This is a genomic window from Clostridium gallinarum, from assembly GCF_014836325.1.
Lineage (GTDB): Bacteria > Bacillota > Clostridia > Clostridiales > Clostridiaceae > Clostridium > Clostridium gallinarum.
The window spans coordinates 33,389-49,293 of the sequence record NZ_JACSQZ010000006.1; the positions used below are offsets into that span (position 1 = coordinate 33,389).

Annotated in this window: 17 protein-coding genes and 1 other RNA gene; 15 read left to right on the forward strand and 3 right to left on the reverse strand. The window is 27.1% G+C overall.

What is annotated here, in order from left to right:
- Positions 1-109 precede the first annotated feature (109 nt).
- Positions 110-1,171, reverse strand: coding sequence for a CotS family spore coat protein (locus H9660_RS02545; protein WP_191748242.1), 1,062 nt, complete (start codon positions 1,169-1,171; stop codon positions 110-112).
- Positions 1,172-1,315: 144 nt separating this feature from the next.
- Here H9660_RS02545 and H9660_RS02550 point away from each other — a divergent pair, with 144 nt between their 5' ends.
- The 13 genes from H9660_RS02550 to H9660_RS02605 all read left to right on the forward strand — a co-directional run bounded on the left by H9660_RS02550 (position 1,316) and on the right by H9660_RS02605 (position 12,683).
- A complete protein-coding gene (locus H9660_RS02550) occupies positions 1,316-2,347 on the forward strand; it encodes a deoxyguanosinetriphosphate triphosphohydrolase (RefSeq protein ID WP_191748244.1) in 1,032 nt (343 codons plus the stop codon).
- A 173-nt stretch (positions 2,348-2,520) separates the two neighbouring features.
- Entirely contained in the window at positions 2,521-4,278 is a 1,758-nt protein-coding gene (gene dnaG, locus H9660_RS02555; RefSeq protein ID WP_191748246.1) for a DNA primase, read from the forward strand.
- Positions 4,279-4,323: 45 nt separating this feature from the next.
- Entirely contained in the window at positions 4,324-5,436 is a 1,113-nt protein-coding gene (gene rpoD, locus H9660_RS02560) for an RNA polymerase sigma factor RpoD (RefSeq protein ID WP_191748248.1), read from the forward strand.
- A 43-nt stretch (positions 5,437-5,479) separates the two neighbouring features.
- On the forward strand, positions 5,480-6,172 hold the full coding sequence (locus H9660_RS02565; RefSeq protein ID WP_191748250.1) for a tRNA (adenine(22)-N(1))-methyltransferase: 693 nt from the start codon (positions 5,480-5,482) through the stop codon (positions 6,170-6,172).
- 12 nt (positions 6,173-6,184) lie between these two features.
- Positions 6,185-6,976: a Nif3-like dinuclear metal center hexameric protein gene (locus H9660_RS02570; RefSeq protein WP_191748252.1), complete on the forward strand. Its 792-nt coding sequence runs from the start codon at positions 6,185-6,187 to the stop codon at positions 6,974-6,976.
- A gap of 233 nt (positions 6,977-7,209) precedes the next feature.
- On the forward strand, positions 7,210-7,461 hold the full coding sequence (locus tag H9660_RS02575; RefSeq protein ID WP_191748254.1) for a hypothetical protein: 252 nt from the start codon (positions 7,210-7,212) through the stop codon (positions 7,459-7,461).
- A gap of 54 nt (positions 7,462-7,515) precedes the next feature.
- Positions 7,516-7,924: RNase P RNA component class A (rnpB, locus tag H9660_RS02580), an RNA gene on the forward strand.
- 372 nt (positions 7,925-8,296) lie between these two features.
- Complete coding sequence (locus H9660_RS02585) at positions 8,297-9,235, forward strand: ROK family glucokinase (RefSeq protein WP_191748256.1); 939 nt, start codon at positions 8,297-8,299, stop codon at positions 9,233-9,235.
- 58 nt (positions 9,236-9,293) lie between these two features.
- Positions 9,294-9,422 carry a hypothetical protein gene (locus H9660_RS16445; protein ID WP_279289566.1) on the forward strand — a complete coding sequence of 43 codons (129 nt, stop codon included), beginning with the start codon at positions 9,294-9,296 and terminating at the stop codon, positions 9,420-9,422.
- 78 nt (positions 9,423-9,500) lie between these two features.
- A complete protein-coding gene (locus H9660_RS02590) occupies positions 9,501-9,785 on the forward strand; it encodes a hypothetical protein (protein ID WP_341479562.1) in 285 nt (94 codons plus the stop codon).
- Positions 9,786-10,040: 255 nt separating this feature from the next.
- Positions 10,041-11,087 carry an NADH:flavin oxidoreductase/NADH oxidase gene (locus tag H9660_RS02595; protein WP_191748258.1) on the forward strand — a complete coding sequence of 349 codons (1,047 nt, stop codon included), beginning with the start codon at positions 10,041-10,043 and terminating at the stop codon, positions 11,085-11,087.
- Between the two features lie 9 nt (positions 11,088-11,096).
- Positions 11,097-11,432, forward strand: a complete 336-nt coding sequence (locus H9660_RS02600) for a DUF1653 domain-containing protein (protein WP_191748260.1) — start codon at positions 11,097-11,099, stop codon at positions 11,430-11,432.
- Between the two features lie 204 nt (positions 11,433-11,636).
- On the forward strand, positions 11,637-12,683 hold the full coding sequence (locus H9660_RS02605; RefSeq protein ID WP_191748262.1) for an aldose epimerase family protein: 1,047 nt from the start codon (positions 11,637-11,639) through the stop codon (positions 12,681-12,683).
- 45 nt (positions 12,684-12,728) lie between these two features.
- Here the strand turns inward: H9660_RS02605 and H9660_RS02610 are convergent, their stop codons facing one another.
- Positions 12,729-13,346 (reverse strand): DUF2812 domain-containing protein, encoded by a 618-nt coding sequence (locus H9660_RS02610; RefSeq protein WP_191748264.1) that lies wholly within the window; start codon positions 13,344-13,346, stop codon positions 12,729-12,731.
- Positions 13,347-13,358: 12 nt separating this feature from the next.
- On the reverse strand, positions 13,359-13,673 hold the full coding sequence (locus tag H9660_RS02615; RefSeq protein ID WP_191748266.1) for a PadR family transcriptional regulator: 315 nt from the start codon (positions 13,671-13,673) through the stop codon (positions 13,359-13,361).
- A 176-nt stretch (positions 13,674-13,849) separates the two neighbouring features.
- Between H9660_RS02615 and H9660_RS02620 the strand changes: the two genes are divergently transcribed.
- Together H9660_RS02620 and H9660_RS02625 are read left to right on the forward strand one after the other, a co-directional pair.
- Positions 13,850-14,632 (forward strand): potassium channel family protein, encoded by a 783-nt coding sequence (locus H9660_RS02620; protein ID WP_191748268.1) that lies wholly within the window; start codon positions 13,850-13,852, stop codon positions 14,630-14,632.
- Between the two features lie 13 nt (positions 14,633-14,645).
- Positions 14,646-15,776 (forward strand): glycosyl hydrolase family 8, encoded by a 1,131-nt coding sequence (locus H9660_RS02625; RefSeq protein ID WP_191748270.1) that lies wholly within the window; start codon positions 14,646-14,648, stop codon positions 15,774-15,776.
- The last annotated feature ends 129 nt before the right edge of the window (positions 15,777-15,905 follow it).

Here is a 15,905-nt window from a genome sequence, read left to right on the forward strand (position 1 = left end):
TTTAAAAAAATCCTTGATGATTTTTTATTTAACATTATTAATTTTAAATCTAATGAAAAAAACTCCCGAAGGAGTTTTAACCTTAATTCTACATTCTACCTTCTTCATTTTACATTTTAACGTTGTAGTGTCTTCTAAAAGTATTTAGGAGTTCATAAGTAAAGTCTAACTGATTTTCACTTTTATTAAGTCCTTTTTCTAATAAAGAAATAAAGGAGTTTTTATTACACTTTCTTATATTTTTATAATAATCTCTAGATAATTTCCAAAACTTTTGTGGAAATGCGATATAAGCTAGAATATATTTTAAATCAGAGTCTGTCAAATTATTTTCTTCTTTGTATGAATCTAATATTTTCATAGTTAAATTAATTTGCCAATTAGTGTTTTCTCTTTTTAATAATCTTCTTAAAAAGTAGGATAAATCTCTTGCGCAGTAATCATCTTTACATTTATCAAAATCTATTAATGAAATTTTATTTCCATTAACTAAAATGTTTTTATTCACGTAATCTCCGTGACAAAGAGAACGTGATAATTCATTAGAATTTATTGATGAAGATATCTCGAAGGAAAGTTTTGCAAGTTCTAAATTTTTATCTAGATTATCTAAAAAAATTTTAGAAAATCTATCATTATATTTATGAGCATTATTGATGCTTATTAACAATTGATTAAAATGCTTAGCTATAGAATCACTATAATTTTCAAATCCTTCTCTTTTACAGCTTCCTTCTATAGGTGTAAAATTAGTCGATGTTCTATGTAATTTTCCAAGTGTTCTAGAAGATAATAAAACATGATGTAGATTATCAAAATCACATTTATCTCCATCAAGCCAAGGAGTTAAGATAAATAGCATTTTTTTATAATTAACATATCTATTTCCATTAATAGTTGGCAAAAGTTTTGGAACATCTATTCCACTTATAAAACACCATTCCATTGCTGAATATACATATAAAAGATTTTCCTCGTTATAATATACCTTCTTCAAACAGAAACTTTCATTATAAGAATTTATTCTATATACTGCTCTTTGTTTTTCTGTATCTTTAAATTTTATATTAATTATAGAAGCGTTTTCTAAATTATAATGAATTAAAATTTTATTTTTAATTTCCTCTATAGGAAGAAGTTCATCTTTTAAATTAGACAATGATTTTTCCATTATTATCTCCTTAATAATTACTTATTATTAGGATATTAGTAAAAAAAAGAAAATATACTAGGTATTAAATATATTATTATAAAATATGTTTAAATAGAGGAAAATAGAGAAAAATATAGAATATGTTATATAGAGGTGTGAAATATGAATGTAAGAGAAAAAATGGAAGGTTTTGAAAGGTTGACATTGATTAAACAAGCTCAATTTAGTAGTGAAACCTTAGGGAGAAAAAATAATGAAGAAAAAGATTCTATGAGAACTTGTTTTATGATTGATAGAGATAGAATACTACATTGTAAATCTTTTAGACGTTTAAAACATAAAACACAAGTTTATATAAAAACATTTGGAGATCATTATAGAACAAGATTAACTCATACATTGGAAGTATCACAAGTAGCAAGAACAATTGGAATTGGAATTGGTTTAAATGAACAATTAATAGAAGCTATATCCTTAGGCCATGATTTAGGTCATGCAGCTTTTGCACATAATGGTGAAGAAGTATTGAATAAGTTTTTAGATGAAGGATTTAGGCATAATGAACAAAGTGTTAGAGTAGTTGAAAAACTTGAGAAAAATGGTAGAGGCTTAAATTTATCAGAAGAAGTTATAGATGGAATTTTAAATCATAGTGGATTAAGTAAAAATAGTAAAAATAAAGCTAAAACATTAGAAGGAAGAGTAGTTAAAGTTAGTGATAAAATAGCTTACTTAAATCATGATATAGATGATTCAATAAGAGCTGGACTTTTGAGTGAAGAAGAATTACCTAAGGAAGTAATAAAAGTACTTGGTAAAACACACTCACAAAGAATAGATACTTTGGTTAAAGATGTAATTATAAATACGACTGAAACTTTAAATAATGGAGTCTTTGATATAGCATTTAGTGAAGAAGTTTGGGAGGCTATGACTGAACTTAGAAGATTTATGTTTAAAAATGTATATTTAGGAGATATTTTAAAGATAGAGAGAAACAAGGCTAAATTTGTATTGGAAAACTTAATAAATTATTTTTATACTCATGAAAATGAGCTTCCAGGAATATATAAGGAAATAGCAAAGGAAGAAGGATTAAAAAGAGCAGTATCAGATTATATATCTGGTATGAGTGATGATTATTGTTTAAATATGTTTAATACATTATTTGTACCTAAAATGGTAATATATTAAATTTTAGGTAAAATAAAATATAAATTATGAAGGATTTTTTGACTTGATAAAGAATATAAATAAAGAAGATTTTATAAAAAAACATAATTTTTTTAAATTTAAGAAGGAATTTTATAAAAAATGTCGAAATCAATATAAGTTGACGAAAATTAATAGTAAGGAGGTGAATCTCCTTGCAGATTTCTGAAGAGATTCTAGAAAAAATTAAAGAAGAAAATGACATAGTAGATATAATATCTGAGTCAGTTAGGCTTAAAAAAGCCGGAAGAAGCTTTTCAGGATTATGTCCATTTCATAATGAAAAATCTCCTTCATTTTCAGTTTCTCAAGAAAAACAAATATATAAGTGTTTTGGCTGTGGAGAATCTGGTAATGTTATTACTTTTGTTATGAAAAATAAAAACATGACATTTATAGATGCTGTAAAGTACCTAGCAGATCGAGCTAATATTATTTTAGAAGAGGATAAAAGAGTAAATCCAACTGTAAAGAAAAAAGAATTACTTTATAAAGTAAATGTAGAAGCAGGTAGGTTTTTTTATTCCAATTTAAAAAATAATAAAATAGCAAAGGACTACTTTATAAACAGAGGAATAAGGCAGGAAACTATAAATAGGTTTGGTTTAGGGTATGCAAAGGATAGTTGGAACAGTTTATTGTTTCATTTAAGAAAATTAGGATTCAATGAGAACTTACTTTTAGAAGCGGGATTAGTCCTAACTTCAGAGAAAACAGGAAATAAATATGACAGGTTTAGAAATAGAGTTATGTTTCCAGTTTTTGATTATAGGGGTAAGGTAATAGGATTTGGAGGTAGAGTTTTAGACGATTCTAAACCTAAATATTTAAATTCTCCAGAAACTTTAGTCTTCCAAAAAGGAACTAATTTATATGGGTTAAATTTTGCAATAAAAAGTAATATGAAGGAAAGATATTTCATTATTGTTGAAGGATACATGGATCTTATAACTTTGCATCAGTATGGAATTACAAATGTAGTAGCTTCGTTAGGAACAGCATTAACTGTTAATCAAGCTAGACTCCTAAAGAGATATGCAGATAAGGTGATAATTTCTTATGATGCAGATGTAGCTGGTCAAACAGCAACTATGAGAGGACTAGAAATATTAAAAGATGCAGGTTTTGATGTAAGAGTATTAAGTATTCCACAAGGAAAAGATCCTGATGAGTATGTAAGAGTGAATGGTAAAGATGCATTTATAAAATTAATAAATCAGGCAGAAGGATTAGTTGAATATAGGATTAAGAAGGCAGGAGAAGGCCTAAACTTTAGAGATAATAATGATCTAATAAAGTATGGAAAAAAAGTTACTGAAATATTAGCTAAAGTAAATCCTATTGAAAAAGATATTTATATAAAGAAAATATCAGAAGATACAGGTATAAGAGAGCAAGCATTATATGATTTATTATCAAAAGAAATGACAAAAAATACACAAAATGAAGAATTTATGAATAACAAGGAAGATAATGGAACAAAATTATATAAAGAACCTGCTTATGTGAAAGCAGAGAGAGCTTTATTGAAATTATGTTTAGAAGAAGAATACTTTAATTATATTTCTAATTTAATAAGCCAAGAAGAGTTAATTCTTCCAGAACATAAAGAGATATTTTCTATCATTAAAGAGGCTAAAAGGGGTAATATAAATAATATAATCACATTTTTAGAATCTAAATGTACAGATTTAAAAACTATTGAGGAAATTGTAAAAATAAAAGATCAACAAGTATTAATTGGAAAAGATAATAAAAAGTTAATACAGGATTTAATAAAACAAATAGATAGCTATAAATTGAATGAAAAGCTAAAAGAGTTAAAACAAAAGCAAAAGATTTTGGAGTCACAGGGGAAAATTGAAGAATCTATACAAATTGCAATTGAATTAAAAAAATTAATGAGTAGCTAAAGAGAGGTGTAAGTACAGTTGGCAATAACGGAAGGAGGTAAAAATATGTTAGATGAAAAAACAAAAGCTAAGCAAGGTAAAAAGGAAAATGATGATAGATCTAATAAAATGGCTATCGTTAAGAACTTGCTTGATAAAGGAAAGAAAAATGGTACGTTAACATATAAAGATATAATGGATGAAGTGGAGCACATCGACTTAAGTCCTGAACAAATAGAGAAAATTTACGAAGTATTAGAATCCATGGGAATAGAAGTTATAGGTGAACCAAGTGGTGAAGAAGAAGTAGAAGAAGAATTAGACTTAGATTTAACTATTCCAGAAGGTATTGCTATTGATGACCCAGTTAGAATGTACTTAAAAGAAATAGGAAAAGTTCCTCTATTATCTTCAGAAGAAGAAATAGAATTAGCAAATAGAATAGAACAAGGTGATCAAAGAGCTAAGAAGAAGTTAGCAGAAGCTAACCTAAGACTTGTTGTAAGTATTGCAAAAAGATATGTTGGTAGAGGAATGTTATTTCTAGATCTTATACAAGAAGGAAATTTAGGACTTATTAAAGCAGTTGAAAAATTTGATTATAGAAAAGGCTTTAAATTCTCAACTTATGCTACATGGTGGATAAGACAGGCGATTACAAGAGCAATTGCTGACCAAGCAAGAACTATAAGAATACCTGTTCATATGGTTGAAACTATAAATAAGTTAATAAGAGTTCAAAGACAATTATTACAAGAACTTGGTAGAGATCCTTTCCCAGAAGAAATTTCAAAAGTTATGGATTTACCAGTAGATAAAGTTAGAGAAATTCAAAAAATTGCTCAAGAGCCAGTGTCATTAGAAACTCCAATAGGTGAAGAAGAAGATTCTCATTTAGGTGATTTCATACCAGATGATGATGCATTAGCTCCAGCAGAAGCAGCTGCATTTACAATGCTTAAAGAGCAATTAATAAATGTTTTAGATACTTTAACTCCAAGAGAAGAAAAAGTATTAAGACTAAGATTTGGATTAGATGATGGTAGAGCAAGAACTCTTGAAGAAGTAGGAAAAGAGTTTAATGTAACAAGAGAAAGAATAAGACAAATTGAAGCAAAGGCCCTTAGAAAACTAAGACACCCTTCAAGAAGTAAAAAATTAAAAGATTATTTAGATTAGCACCTACTGGTGCTAATTTTAATTTAGCAAGGAGAAGAAATTTATGGAACTAAGCAAAAGATTAAATTTTATAATTGAAAATATTGATAATACATCTGTTTTAGCAGATATAGGAACAGATCATGGTTACATTCCTTTATATGCTGTTCAAAACGGATTATGTAGCAAGGCTATAGCAATTGATATAAATAAGGATCCTTTAGATAAGGCTAAGCTTAATGCTATTTTAGAAGGGGCTGGAGATGAATTAGAATTTAGATTAGGAAGTGGTCTTAAACCTCTAGAAAATGGAGAAGTTGAAGTAGCAGTTATTGCAGGAATGGGAGGAAATTTAATAAGAGATATCTTAGAGGATGATATAGAAAAAGTAAGTTCAATAGGATATTTAATACTTGTACCTGCACAAAACCCAGAGGTTTTAAGAGAGTATCTTTATAATAATGATTATGAAATAATATGTGAAGATCTTTGTGAAGAAGATGGAATATACTATGAATTATTTAAAGTAAGAAAAAAGTCTGGAGAGTCAGTTAAATTAGATTCTATTTATTATGAAGTAAGTCCTAAGTTATTAATGCAAAGACATCCTTTAATGAAGGAATTCTTAAATTCAAAAGTAGAAAATTATAAAAAAATACTTAGTTTTATAACAGATAGTACAATAAATGCTAAAGAAAGAAAAACAGCAATTGAAGATAAAATAAATATAATAACAAATATGATTAATTTTTTATAAGGAAGAATAGTTATGAAAAAAATTAAAGATATAATTAAGGCAATGGAAGACTTTGCTCCAATAAGATTAAAAGAAGATTTTGATAATGTTGGATTAATGGTTGGAAATAAAGATAATGAAGTTAAAAAAATATTATTATCATTAGATTGTACTTTAGAAGTAATTGAAGAAGCAAAAGAAAAAGGTGCTAATCTAATAATTACCCATCATCCATTACTTTTTATAAAACCCAAAAGTATAACAACAGATACATTAGTTGGTAAAAAGATAATAGAACTTATAAAAAATGATATAAGCCTTTATTCTAGTCATACAAATTTAGATTCAGCTAGCGGCGGATTAAATGAAACAATAGTAAATATTCTAGGATATGATTCAAAGGAATTAATAGAAGTAAACAAAAATGCAAGAAATTCTAATGAAGGTTTAGGTAGAATTATTAGATTAGATAAGAAGATTAAATTAGAAACTTTAATAAATGAAGTTAAAGAAAAATTAAATATAGATAATTTAAAAGTAGTAAAAGCATCAGAAGAAGTTCAAAATATAGCTGTAATTAACGGAAGTGGAAGTAGCTTCTTTGATATAGCACATAGAAAAGGGGCTGACTGTATAATAACAGGAGATACAACATATCACTTTGCAAGCGATTATAAAGAAATGGGAGTATCTATAATAGATACAGGACATTTCTTATCAGAATGGTTAGTATTTTTACAAGTTATAAATAAGATAAAAAATCAATTTGAAGATGTGGAAGTAATTATTTCAGAACACAGTAAAGACCCATACACTTTTGCTTAAGATTGCAAAGCAATCTTTGAATGTATAATGTAGAATGAAGAATGTAAAATTAAGGAGGTTTTGCACAGCAAAACTTGAAATATATTGGTGCTAAGTACTATTTGTTTAAAATCCGGAGGATTTTTTTCCTTAATTCTACATTCTTAATTTTTAATTTTTCATTATGAAAATGTAAGCATTTTTATATCTTTGTGCATAGTATAGTAATAAGATAACAATTTAGGAGAGATTGTATGGGAAAGTCTTATTATAAAAAAAAGAAAAACTCATGGTCAAAGGTATTTCAAGATGGTATTAAAGATATATTCGATGGAATAGGAAAAAATATTAGTTCTGGAGGTCCTATATTTTTCAGAAAATGTCTTAACCCTGCAGCTAGGTTAGTAATTTTTATTCTTATAATACTTACTTTATTACTTTCTGGTATAGGATTTTACTCTTGGGTAATATTGTGTATGTTAATTTTAATACTGCAATTTGTTTAAAATGTAAAATTTTTCATTTGTATTATTTATGAAGTTATGATAATATAAGTTTTGCGAGTAAGACATGCAATCGCTGCTAGACTTAGATCTAGGAGAGGAAAGTCGGAGCTCCATAGGGCAGGGTGCTGGATAACGTCCAGTCAAGGCGACTTGAAGGAAAGTGCAACAGAGAGATACCGCCTAAGTTAAAAGACACTCTAAAGGTATGATTTAGATGTGTAATTATATATTTTAATTTATTAAGATATATTGCTTAGGTAAGGGTGGAAAGGCGAGGTAAGAGCTCACCAGCATCATGGTGACATGATGGCTATGTAAACCCCACCTGGAGCAAGGTCGAATAGGGAAACATATTGGAGTTGCCCGCTCCGTTTCCGGGTGTACCGCTTGAGCTTATTGGTAACAGTAAGCCTAGATAGATGATTGCTTAATACAGAACTCCGCTTACGGCTTATCTCGTACATGAAAAACACTAGGCTAACGTCTAGTGTTTTTATTTTATTAAAATAAAAACTATTACATGTTTTTAGAGTGAAAAATGAAAAGTATTCTTTAATTCTTAATAATGTAGTAGATGGATTAATGTGATAAAATACAAATTTATATTAAATAGTAAAAATAGAAGGGAAAAAATAGTTAAAACTTATATATATAAATTTTAACTATTTTTTATGTATTATATTTTAATTTATTAAATGATAAAATATAATAGTATTTGTAGCAAATAAAAAAAACACAATTAAAAAATAATATAAAATTTATAAAGAGAATAAATTTTATATTAAGAGACTATAAACTTAAAAAGTTTTTAAAGAAAGAGGTTGAAGAGTAAGTTATGAAGAAGTATGTATTTGGAATTGATATAGGTGGGACAACTATTAAAATGGGGTTATTTAAATCAGAGGGAATATTAGAAGAAACATGGGAAATTCCAACTAGAACACAAGATGGAGGAAGCTTAATTTTAACTGATATTGCAAATGGGATATCTAATAAATTAAATGAAAAAGGAATATCAAAGGATGAAATAGAAGGAATTGGACTTGGAGTTCCAGGGCCTGTTAGTGAAGATGGAACAGTATTTAAATGTGTTAATCTAGGATGGGGAGTTATAAATGTAGAGAAAAAATTAGAAGAACTTACTGGATTAAAAGTTAAGGCTGGAAACGATGCTAATGTTGCTGCATTAGGTGAAATGTGGAAAGGTGGAGGTAAAGGTTACAAAAATGTTGTAATGGTTACTTTAGGAACTGGCGTAGGCGGAGGAATTATTATTGATGAAAAAATAGTTTCAGGTGCAAATGGTGCAGGAGGAGAAATTGGACATATCCATATGAATGATGATGAATCAGAAACTTGTGGATGTGGAAAAAGAGGATGTCTTGAACAATATGCATCAGCTACAGGAATTGTAAAGTATGCTAATAAATTAATGGATGAAGTAGATACACCTTCAGTACTTAGAAAAATTGAATATATATCAGCAAAAGCAATTTTTGAAGGAGCAAAAGAAGGAGATTTATTATCTTTAGAAATAATTGAATTCTTTGGAAAGAAATTAGGAAAAGCATTATCTTACATTACTTGTGTATGTGATCCAGAAGTAATAGTAATAGGTGGTGGAGTATCTAAAGCAGGAGAGATTATAATTAATACAGTTTCAAAATATTATAAACAATATGCATTCCATGCAGCAAGAAACACTAAATTTGCTTTAGCGGAGCTAGGAAATGAAGCGGGTATGTTTGGTGGAGCTAAATTAATTATTAAATAAAACATAAATATATTTGAAAAAATTAGGGATAATAGCATTTATAGAAGAGGTGATATAAATGCTATTTTTTATTGCAACAATATGGTTAATAAGTATTGTTTTAATATTAATATTTTTCAAAGGCGCAACTGAAAAAGGAAATAATATGGAAATTGGAGTAGAATTTTTAGGAGAAGAAGATAAATAATAAAAATAATAATGTACAACTAAAAGCTAAGATAAATATGATGTAATAAGGTTATTTTATAAAACGGAGGATGAGATTGTGGAAAAAATATTTAGCATATTTGTTTTAGCTTTAATATCTGAAAGTGTTTGGGAAACATTAAAGATGGTATGGCAACAGGGAAGAATATCCATAGATAGGATAGGGGCAATGGTTGTATCTTTAGTTATTTGTATAGATGTTGAAATGGATATTTTAAACTTGTTAGGAATTAATACAAGCTGGCCTTTTGTAGGAATAATGTTAACTGCCATACTAATATCTAGAGGATCTAATTTTATACATGACTTAATAGTGAAATTAGGACAACCTAAAAGCAACTAATATTAAAAAATAATTAATTTAATATATTATTTAAAAAGTAATGCTAGGTAGAAAAGCAGTATGTATAATATCTACCTAGCAAAATAATTAACTACTGAAATATATGATAAAGTAAAGACAAGTTTTATGTCAAATAAATATTTTGGTAATTTTGATATAATTTATTTTTATAATTAAGAATCAATAGCACTTGATTTATAAAATCACAATACTTATACTTAAATATAAATAGCAATATAAGGAAGGTGGTTTATAATGAAGAAGGATTTATTTACTACATATGAGATAAAAGGTCTTAAGTTAAAGAATAGAATAGTTTTACCACCAATGTGTCAATACTCAGTTGAGAAAAAGGATGGAATTGCTACAGATTGGCATTTTGTTCATTATGTAAGTAGAGCAGTTGGTGGAACTGGTTTAATTATTATTGAAATGACAGATGTTGAACCAGATGGTAGGATAAGTGATTATGATTTGGGGCTATGGTGTGATGCGCAGATAGAACCATTAAAAAGAATAGTAGATGAATGTCATAAATATGGTGCAAAGGTAGCAATACAAATTGCCCATGCTGGAAGAAAGGCAGAAGATGCAGAAGTGCCAGTTGCACCTTCACCAATAGCCTTTGATAAAAATAGCAAGACTCCAAGAGAATTAACTACAGCTGAAGTTAAAGAAATGGTTGATAAGTTTAAAATAGCTGTTAAACGTGCTGTAAAGGCTGGATTTGATGCCATCGAAATACATGGAGCTCATGGATACTTAATTCATCAATTCCATTCACCATTAACGAATAAGAGAAATGATGAATATGGAAAAGATTTAACTAAGTTTGGAGTAGAGGTTTTAAGGGCTGCAAAAAGCGAAATGCCTGAAGATATGCCATTAATTATGAGAATTTCTGCTTCTGAATATGTAGATGGTGGATATGGAATAGAAAGAGGAATAGAACTTGCAAGAGCTTATAAAGAAGCTGGAGTAGATATATTCCATATTAGTTCAGGAGGAGAAGGCCCAATTGCCGGAGGTGGAAATATTGGATCTCATGCAGGATATCAAGTTCCATTTGCAAGAGCAATAAAGGAACAGTTAGATGTAGATGTAATAGCTGTAGGTAAGCTAGATGAACCAGAATTAGCAAATGCTATTATAGGAAATGAAGAGGTTGATTTAGTAGCTATAGGAAGAGCTATGTTTAGAAATCCATACTGGCCATTTGAAGCAGCAACTAAATTAAATAAAAAAACTCATGTACCAAAACAATATGGAAGAGGATTTACTAGAAGCATACAGGAGGAGTAAGTTATAAAAATGAGAGATATAAAATATCCTGCTATTTATAAACATTTTAAAGATAAGTATTATGCTGTAATGTCTATAAGTAAAGCTAATGGAGATGAAAATATTGATAAAGAAGCAAAAATATTGCAAGGATATCATACAGAGCTAAATAGAAATATAGATATTTATAAATTAGGTGATTTGTATTATCATGATGAAAATTTAGAGGATACTTTAGTTTTATATAAAGCTTTATATGATGACAAGGGAATCTATGCTAGACCTATAGATATGTTTCTAAGCGAAGTAGATAAGGAAAAATATCCAGATATAGAACAAAAATATAGATTTGAATTAGTAATATAAATTTTTATTAGCTATAGAAGATATGAAGTTTATTGGTGCAAACAACCAATAAATTCCATATCTTTTTTATACGTTGATAAAATTTTAGTAAAACCTTTAAAAATTATAGTAAAATAATTGACTCTTTAACTTTTAAAGTATATATTATGAATATAATGGTAACGTTTTATATACTATCATACATTAGATTTTAGGAGTGAAACTATGGAGATATTGAAAATTTTAATTGGAGAATTTAATAATAAAGAAGTTGAAAGTTATAGCTTAAGAAATTCAAAAGGTTTTGGAATAAATGTATTAAATTATGGTGGAATAATAACAGATGTATTAGTACCAGATAAAAATGGAATAATAGAAAATGTTGTTATGAAGTATAAGGATATTAATGTTTATAAGGAAAATCCTTCTTACTATGGAGCTTTAATTGGTAGAACTTCAGGAAGAATAGCTGATGGAGAAGTGACTGTTAACAATACTACTTTAAAGCTAAATAAAAATTATGGAGTTAATCAAGGACATGGTGGAGATATAGGGTTTAGTAAAAAGTTTTTAAATGCTAAAACTAGTGCAAATGAAAGTGAAGCATATGTTGAGTTTGATTATTTAAGCCCATCAGGAGAAGAAGGTTATCCAGGAAATTTAGAACTTAAAGTTAGATATACAATAACAGAAGAAAATGAATTAAAGATATCCTATAGAGCTATTAGTGATGAAGATACATTAGTAAATTTAACAAATCATAGTTACTTTAATTTAAGTGGTAATTGTAAAGATAATATATTAAATCATCATTTATATATAGATAGTGATTTTCTAGTAGAGCTTAATGAAAACTCAGTGCCTACTGGGAATATTATAGAAATTGGAGGAACTCCTTTTGATTTTACAAATCCTAAAACTATTGGTAGAGATATTAATGAAGAAGATTATCAATTGGAAATTGGACAAGGCTACGATCATTGTTGGATTTTAAATAGTGGAAATGATGTTAAAATGAGACTTTATCATAAAGATTCTGGTAGACAAATGGATGTATATACTAATCAAAATGGTGTTGTACTATACACTCAAAACTTTCCAGATGAAGAACTTTTAGATTGTAATAAAAAGCCGAATAGAAGAGATGCTATAGCAATAGAAACTCAAAGTCCGCCAATTGGTAGAGATAATGTATTTGCAAAATATTCACTTCTTAAAAAGGGAGAAGAATATAGTAAGGAAACCATATATAAATTTTCAACAATAAAGTAGAAGAAAAAAGCCTCAGGAAGTTCCTGAGGCTTTTATTTTTAAAATTTAGTTTTGATTTATAGTTTTTTTATATAATTTATTTGATTTATATATAAAATAAAAATAAAATGATATAAATATAGGGAAAATAAGCCATATAAAACCTCTTGATAAGGCAAAAGGAGTTTCAAACAAAAAGCTTTTCCAAAAATTTATTCCGGTTTTATTCCATAATCCTGGAGTATAGTATAGAGATTTTGGGTTTATAAAAGCTTCAAAATTTATAGCACCCGTATTAATAAATATAAATAATAGTGCTAAATAGCTCATAGAAGAAGAAAGCCATATATTAGAGGCTCTTTTATATCTAGAAGCCTTTGATAAGTTATCAGAAAAAATATCTTCTTGGCTATTAGGAGATGTTTTTTCAAAATATTGCTTTCCGCTAGATTTGGAACCATAAATATGTTTCCAGCCAGAGTCTTCAAATAAAGTACAATAATCAATAAAATCCTTATTAGATTTAAAGTTTCTATAATCAATTTTATAAATAACATCTTTAGGAGTTATTCTTTTGAACTTATATCCCAAAGATTTATTAGTAAATTTATATCCTTTATGAGACATTTCATTAAGCCATTTTTCTTCTTTAGTAAAATCAATAAAGCATTTGAAAACCTTCATAGATGTATCCCCCTAATTATTTAAAGATTTTTCAGTAATTCTTGTCATATGCTTGATTCTTTCTAAGTCAAGTATTAATATTTCGCGACCTTTTTCAGTAATTTGATATACTTTTCTTCTTTTATCATCACTAGGAACTGGCTTTATGAAACTAAGTTTAATTAAATTTTCTATAGCACCATATAATGTACCAGCAGCTAGCCTTACTTCACCATTACTTAAGTCTTCGACTTTTTGCATTATAAGGTATCCGTGAGCAGGTTCTAGTAAAGCAAGAAGAATATAGAAAGTAGTTTCAGTAAGTGGTAAATTCTTATTTCTTTTCATATACACCTCTATATAGTTAAACTTTATACAGTTAAACTGTATAGTTTTATTATATATAGTTATACTGTATATTGCAACCTAAAATATAAAATATTTATATAGAACGTAGGGTTTTATCATTTTTATTGAATTTACTATATAAAATATAAGTAGATAATAAATTGAGAGGTGCTTATATGAAAGGAAAAACTTTATATGAATTGTTTATAGGGTTATTAGCATTAATGCTTTCTGTTATGCTTATTTTAGATTTAATGTATAAGCTTCCCTTAATGGTTGTAAAAAGCTTTTATTATATTAATTTTATTGTAAGTATCTTATTCTTATGTGATTATATAATAAGAATAATTATTTCTAAGAAAAAGATAAATTTTATCATTAATAACATTGTAGATTTTCTTTCTACAATTCCTTTTATAGTTATTGGAATTGCAATTTTGAGATTAGATATATTAAACTTTATAAATTTAAAAGTAAGGATAGAAATAGTAAAAGTAATATTGTTAATTATTTTAATTATTAAGTTTAAGAATAAAATTAAAGAAACAGTCAAAGTTAATAAATTTAACTACTTATTAATTGTAACGACAATTATAATAGTGTTAGGAGCAGTTATAATTTCATTACTTGAGGATATGACCTTTGGGGATGCAATTTGGTGGAGCTTTGTTACTTTTACTACTGTTGGATATGGGGATGTATTATTGACAACTAGTTTAGGAAGATTAGTTGCTATAATTCTTATGATTTTTGGAATAGGTTTTATAGGAATAACAACAAGCACTATAGCTGCTTATATTGTGAATAAAGATATAAGAAGGGATAAAAAAAGAAATTTTAGAGATGAAACCATAGAATTTATTAAATACAGAATAGATAATTTAGATAATATTTCAGACGAAGAGTTAGATAATATATACAAAACCTTAAGGGTTTTAAGAGAAAATAAGAAAGGATAGAATATAAAATATTATGAAAAATAGAATTAAAATTATAGTTATTGGCTTAATTATAATATTAAGTGCATCATACATAGGTTATGTAAATTTATATAAGTATATAAAAAAGGTGGATTTACCTTCAGTTATATCTACTGAGGAAATTTCAAGAGAAGAGGGCTTATTATTAAATTTTATTAATAATAAATTAATGAATGATAAGGGGGGAATATATACTAACTATAGCAATAAAAAAACAGAGGGTGATTTAACTAAGGGACATGATATACTATCTGAATCACAAGGTATTATCTTAAATTACTATTTATATAATAATGATGAAATAGAATATGAAAATATTTTTAAATATATTAAAGAAAATATGATATTAAAAAATGGACTAATAAGTTGGAGGATTGAAGAAAATCAGCCTTCTAATGTTTCAGCAACTATAGATGATTTAAGAATAGCAAGATCTTTAATTTTAGCAAGTAATGAATTTAATAGTTTAAAATATAGATATTATGGTCTTAAAATTGCAAATGGAATTAAGGAAAATTTAGTTATAGATAATAGGTTAATAGATTTTGAAGATGGATATGGCAAAAGTAATGTAACTACTTTATGTTATTTAGATTTATATGCAATGGATATACTATCTTTATTTGATGAAGATTGGAAGAATATATATAATAAATCTTTTGAAATTATTAATAATGGTTTTATAAGTAATGAGCTACCTTTATATAGAAAGTTCTATGATGGAGATAAGGAAGCTTATGATAATGAAGAAAAAGCAGATACATTATTATCTATATTAGTTATTTTAAATAAGGCAGAAGTACATGAAGATGTAAGTGAAAGTGTGAATTGGCTAAAAAGTAGATTAAAATGGTATGGTTATATTTCAACAACTTATGATATTAATACAATGGAAGAAAGTAGAGTAGAATCAACATCTATTTATGCAAACCTAGCTTTAATAGGAAAAGTTATAAATGATAAAGAGCTGTATGATTTATCAATAAAGAAAATGAAAAACTTTCAAGTTCTAAATATAGAAAGTGATATTTATGGAGCTTTTGGCTATGAAACTTCTAATGAAGTGTATTCTTATGATAATTTAAATGCATTATTAGCTTTTAGAAGAGATTTTAATAAATAACTTAAATCCTTCAGTTTGCAAAGGGATAAACATTGTGTGAGGTTGACTTGGAGCGCATGGGAGGGAACGAGGAATATAATGTTTATCTTTTTTATGTAAGGTATATTTAAAAAGTTTTAATAATTTTAT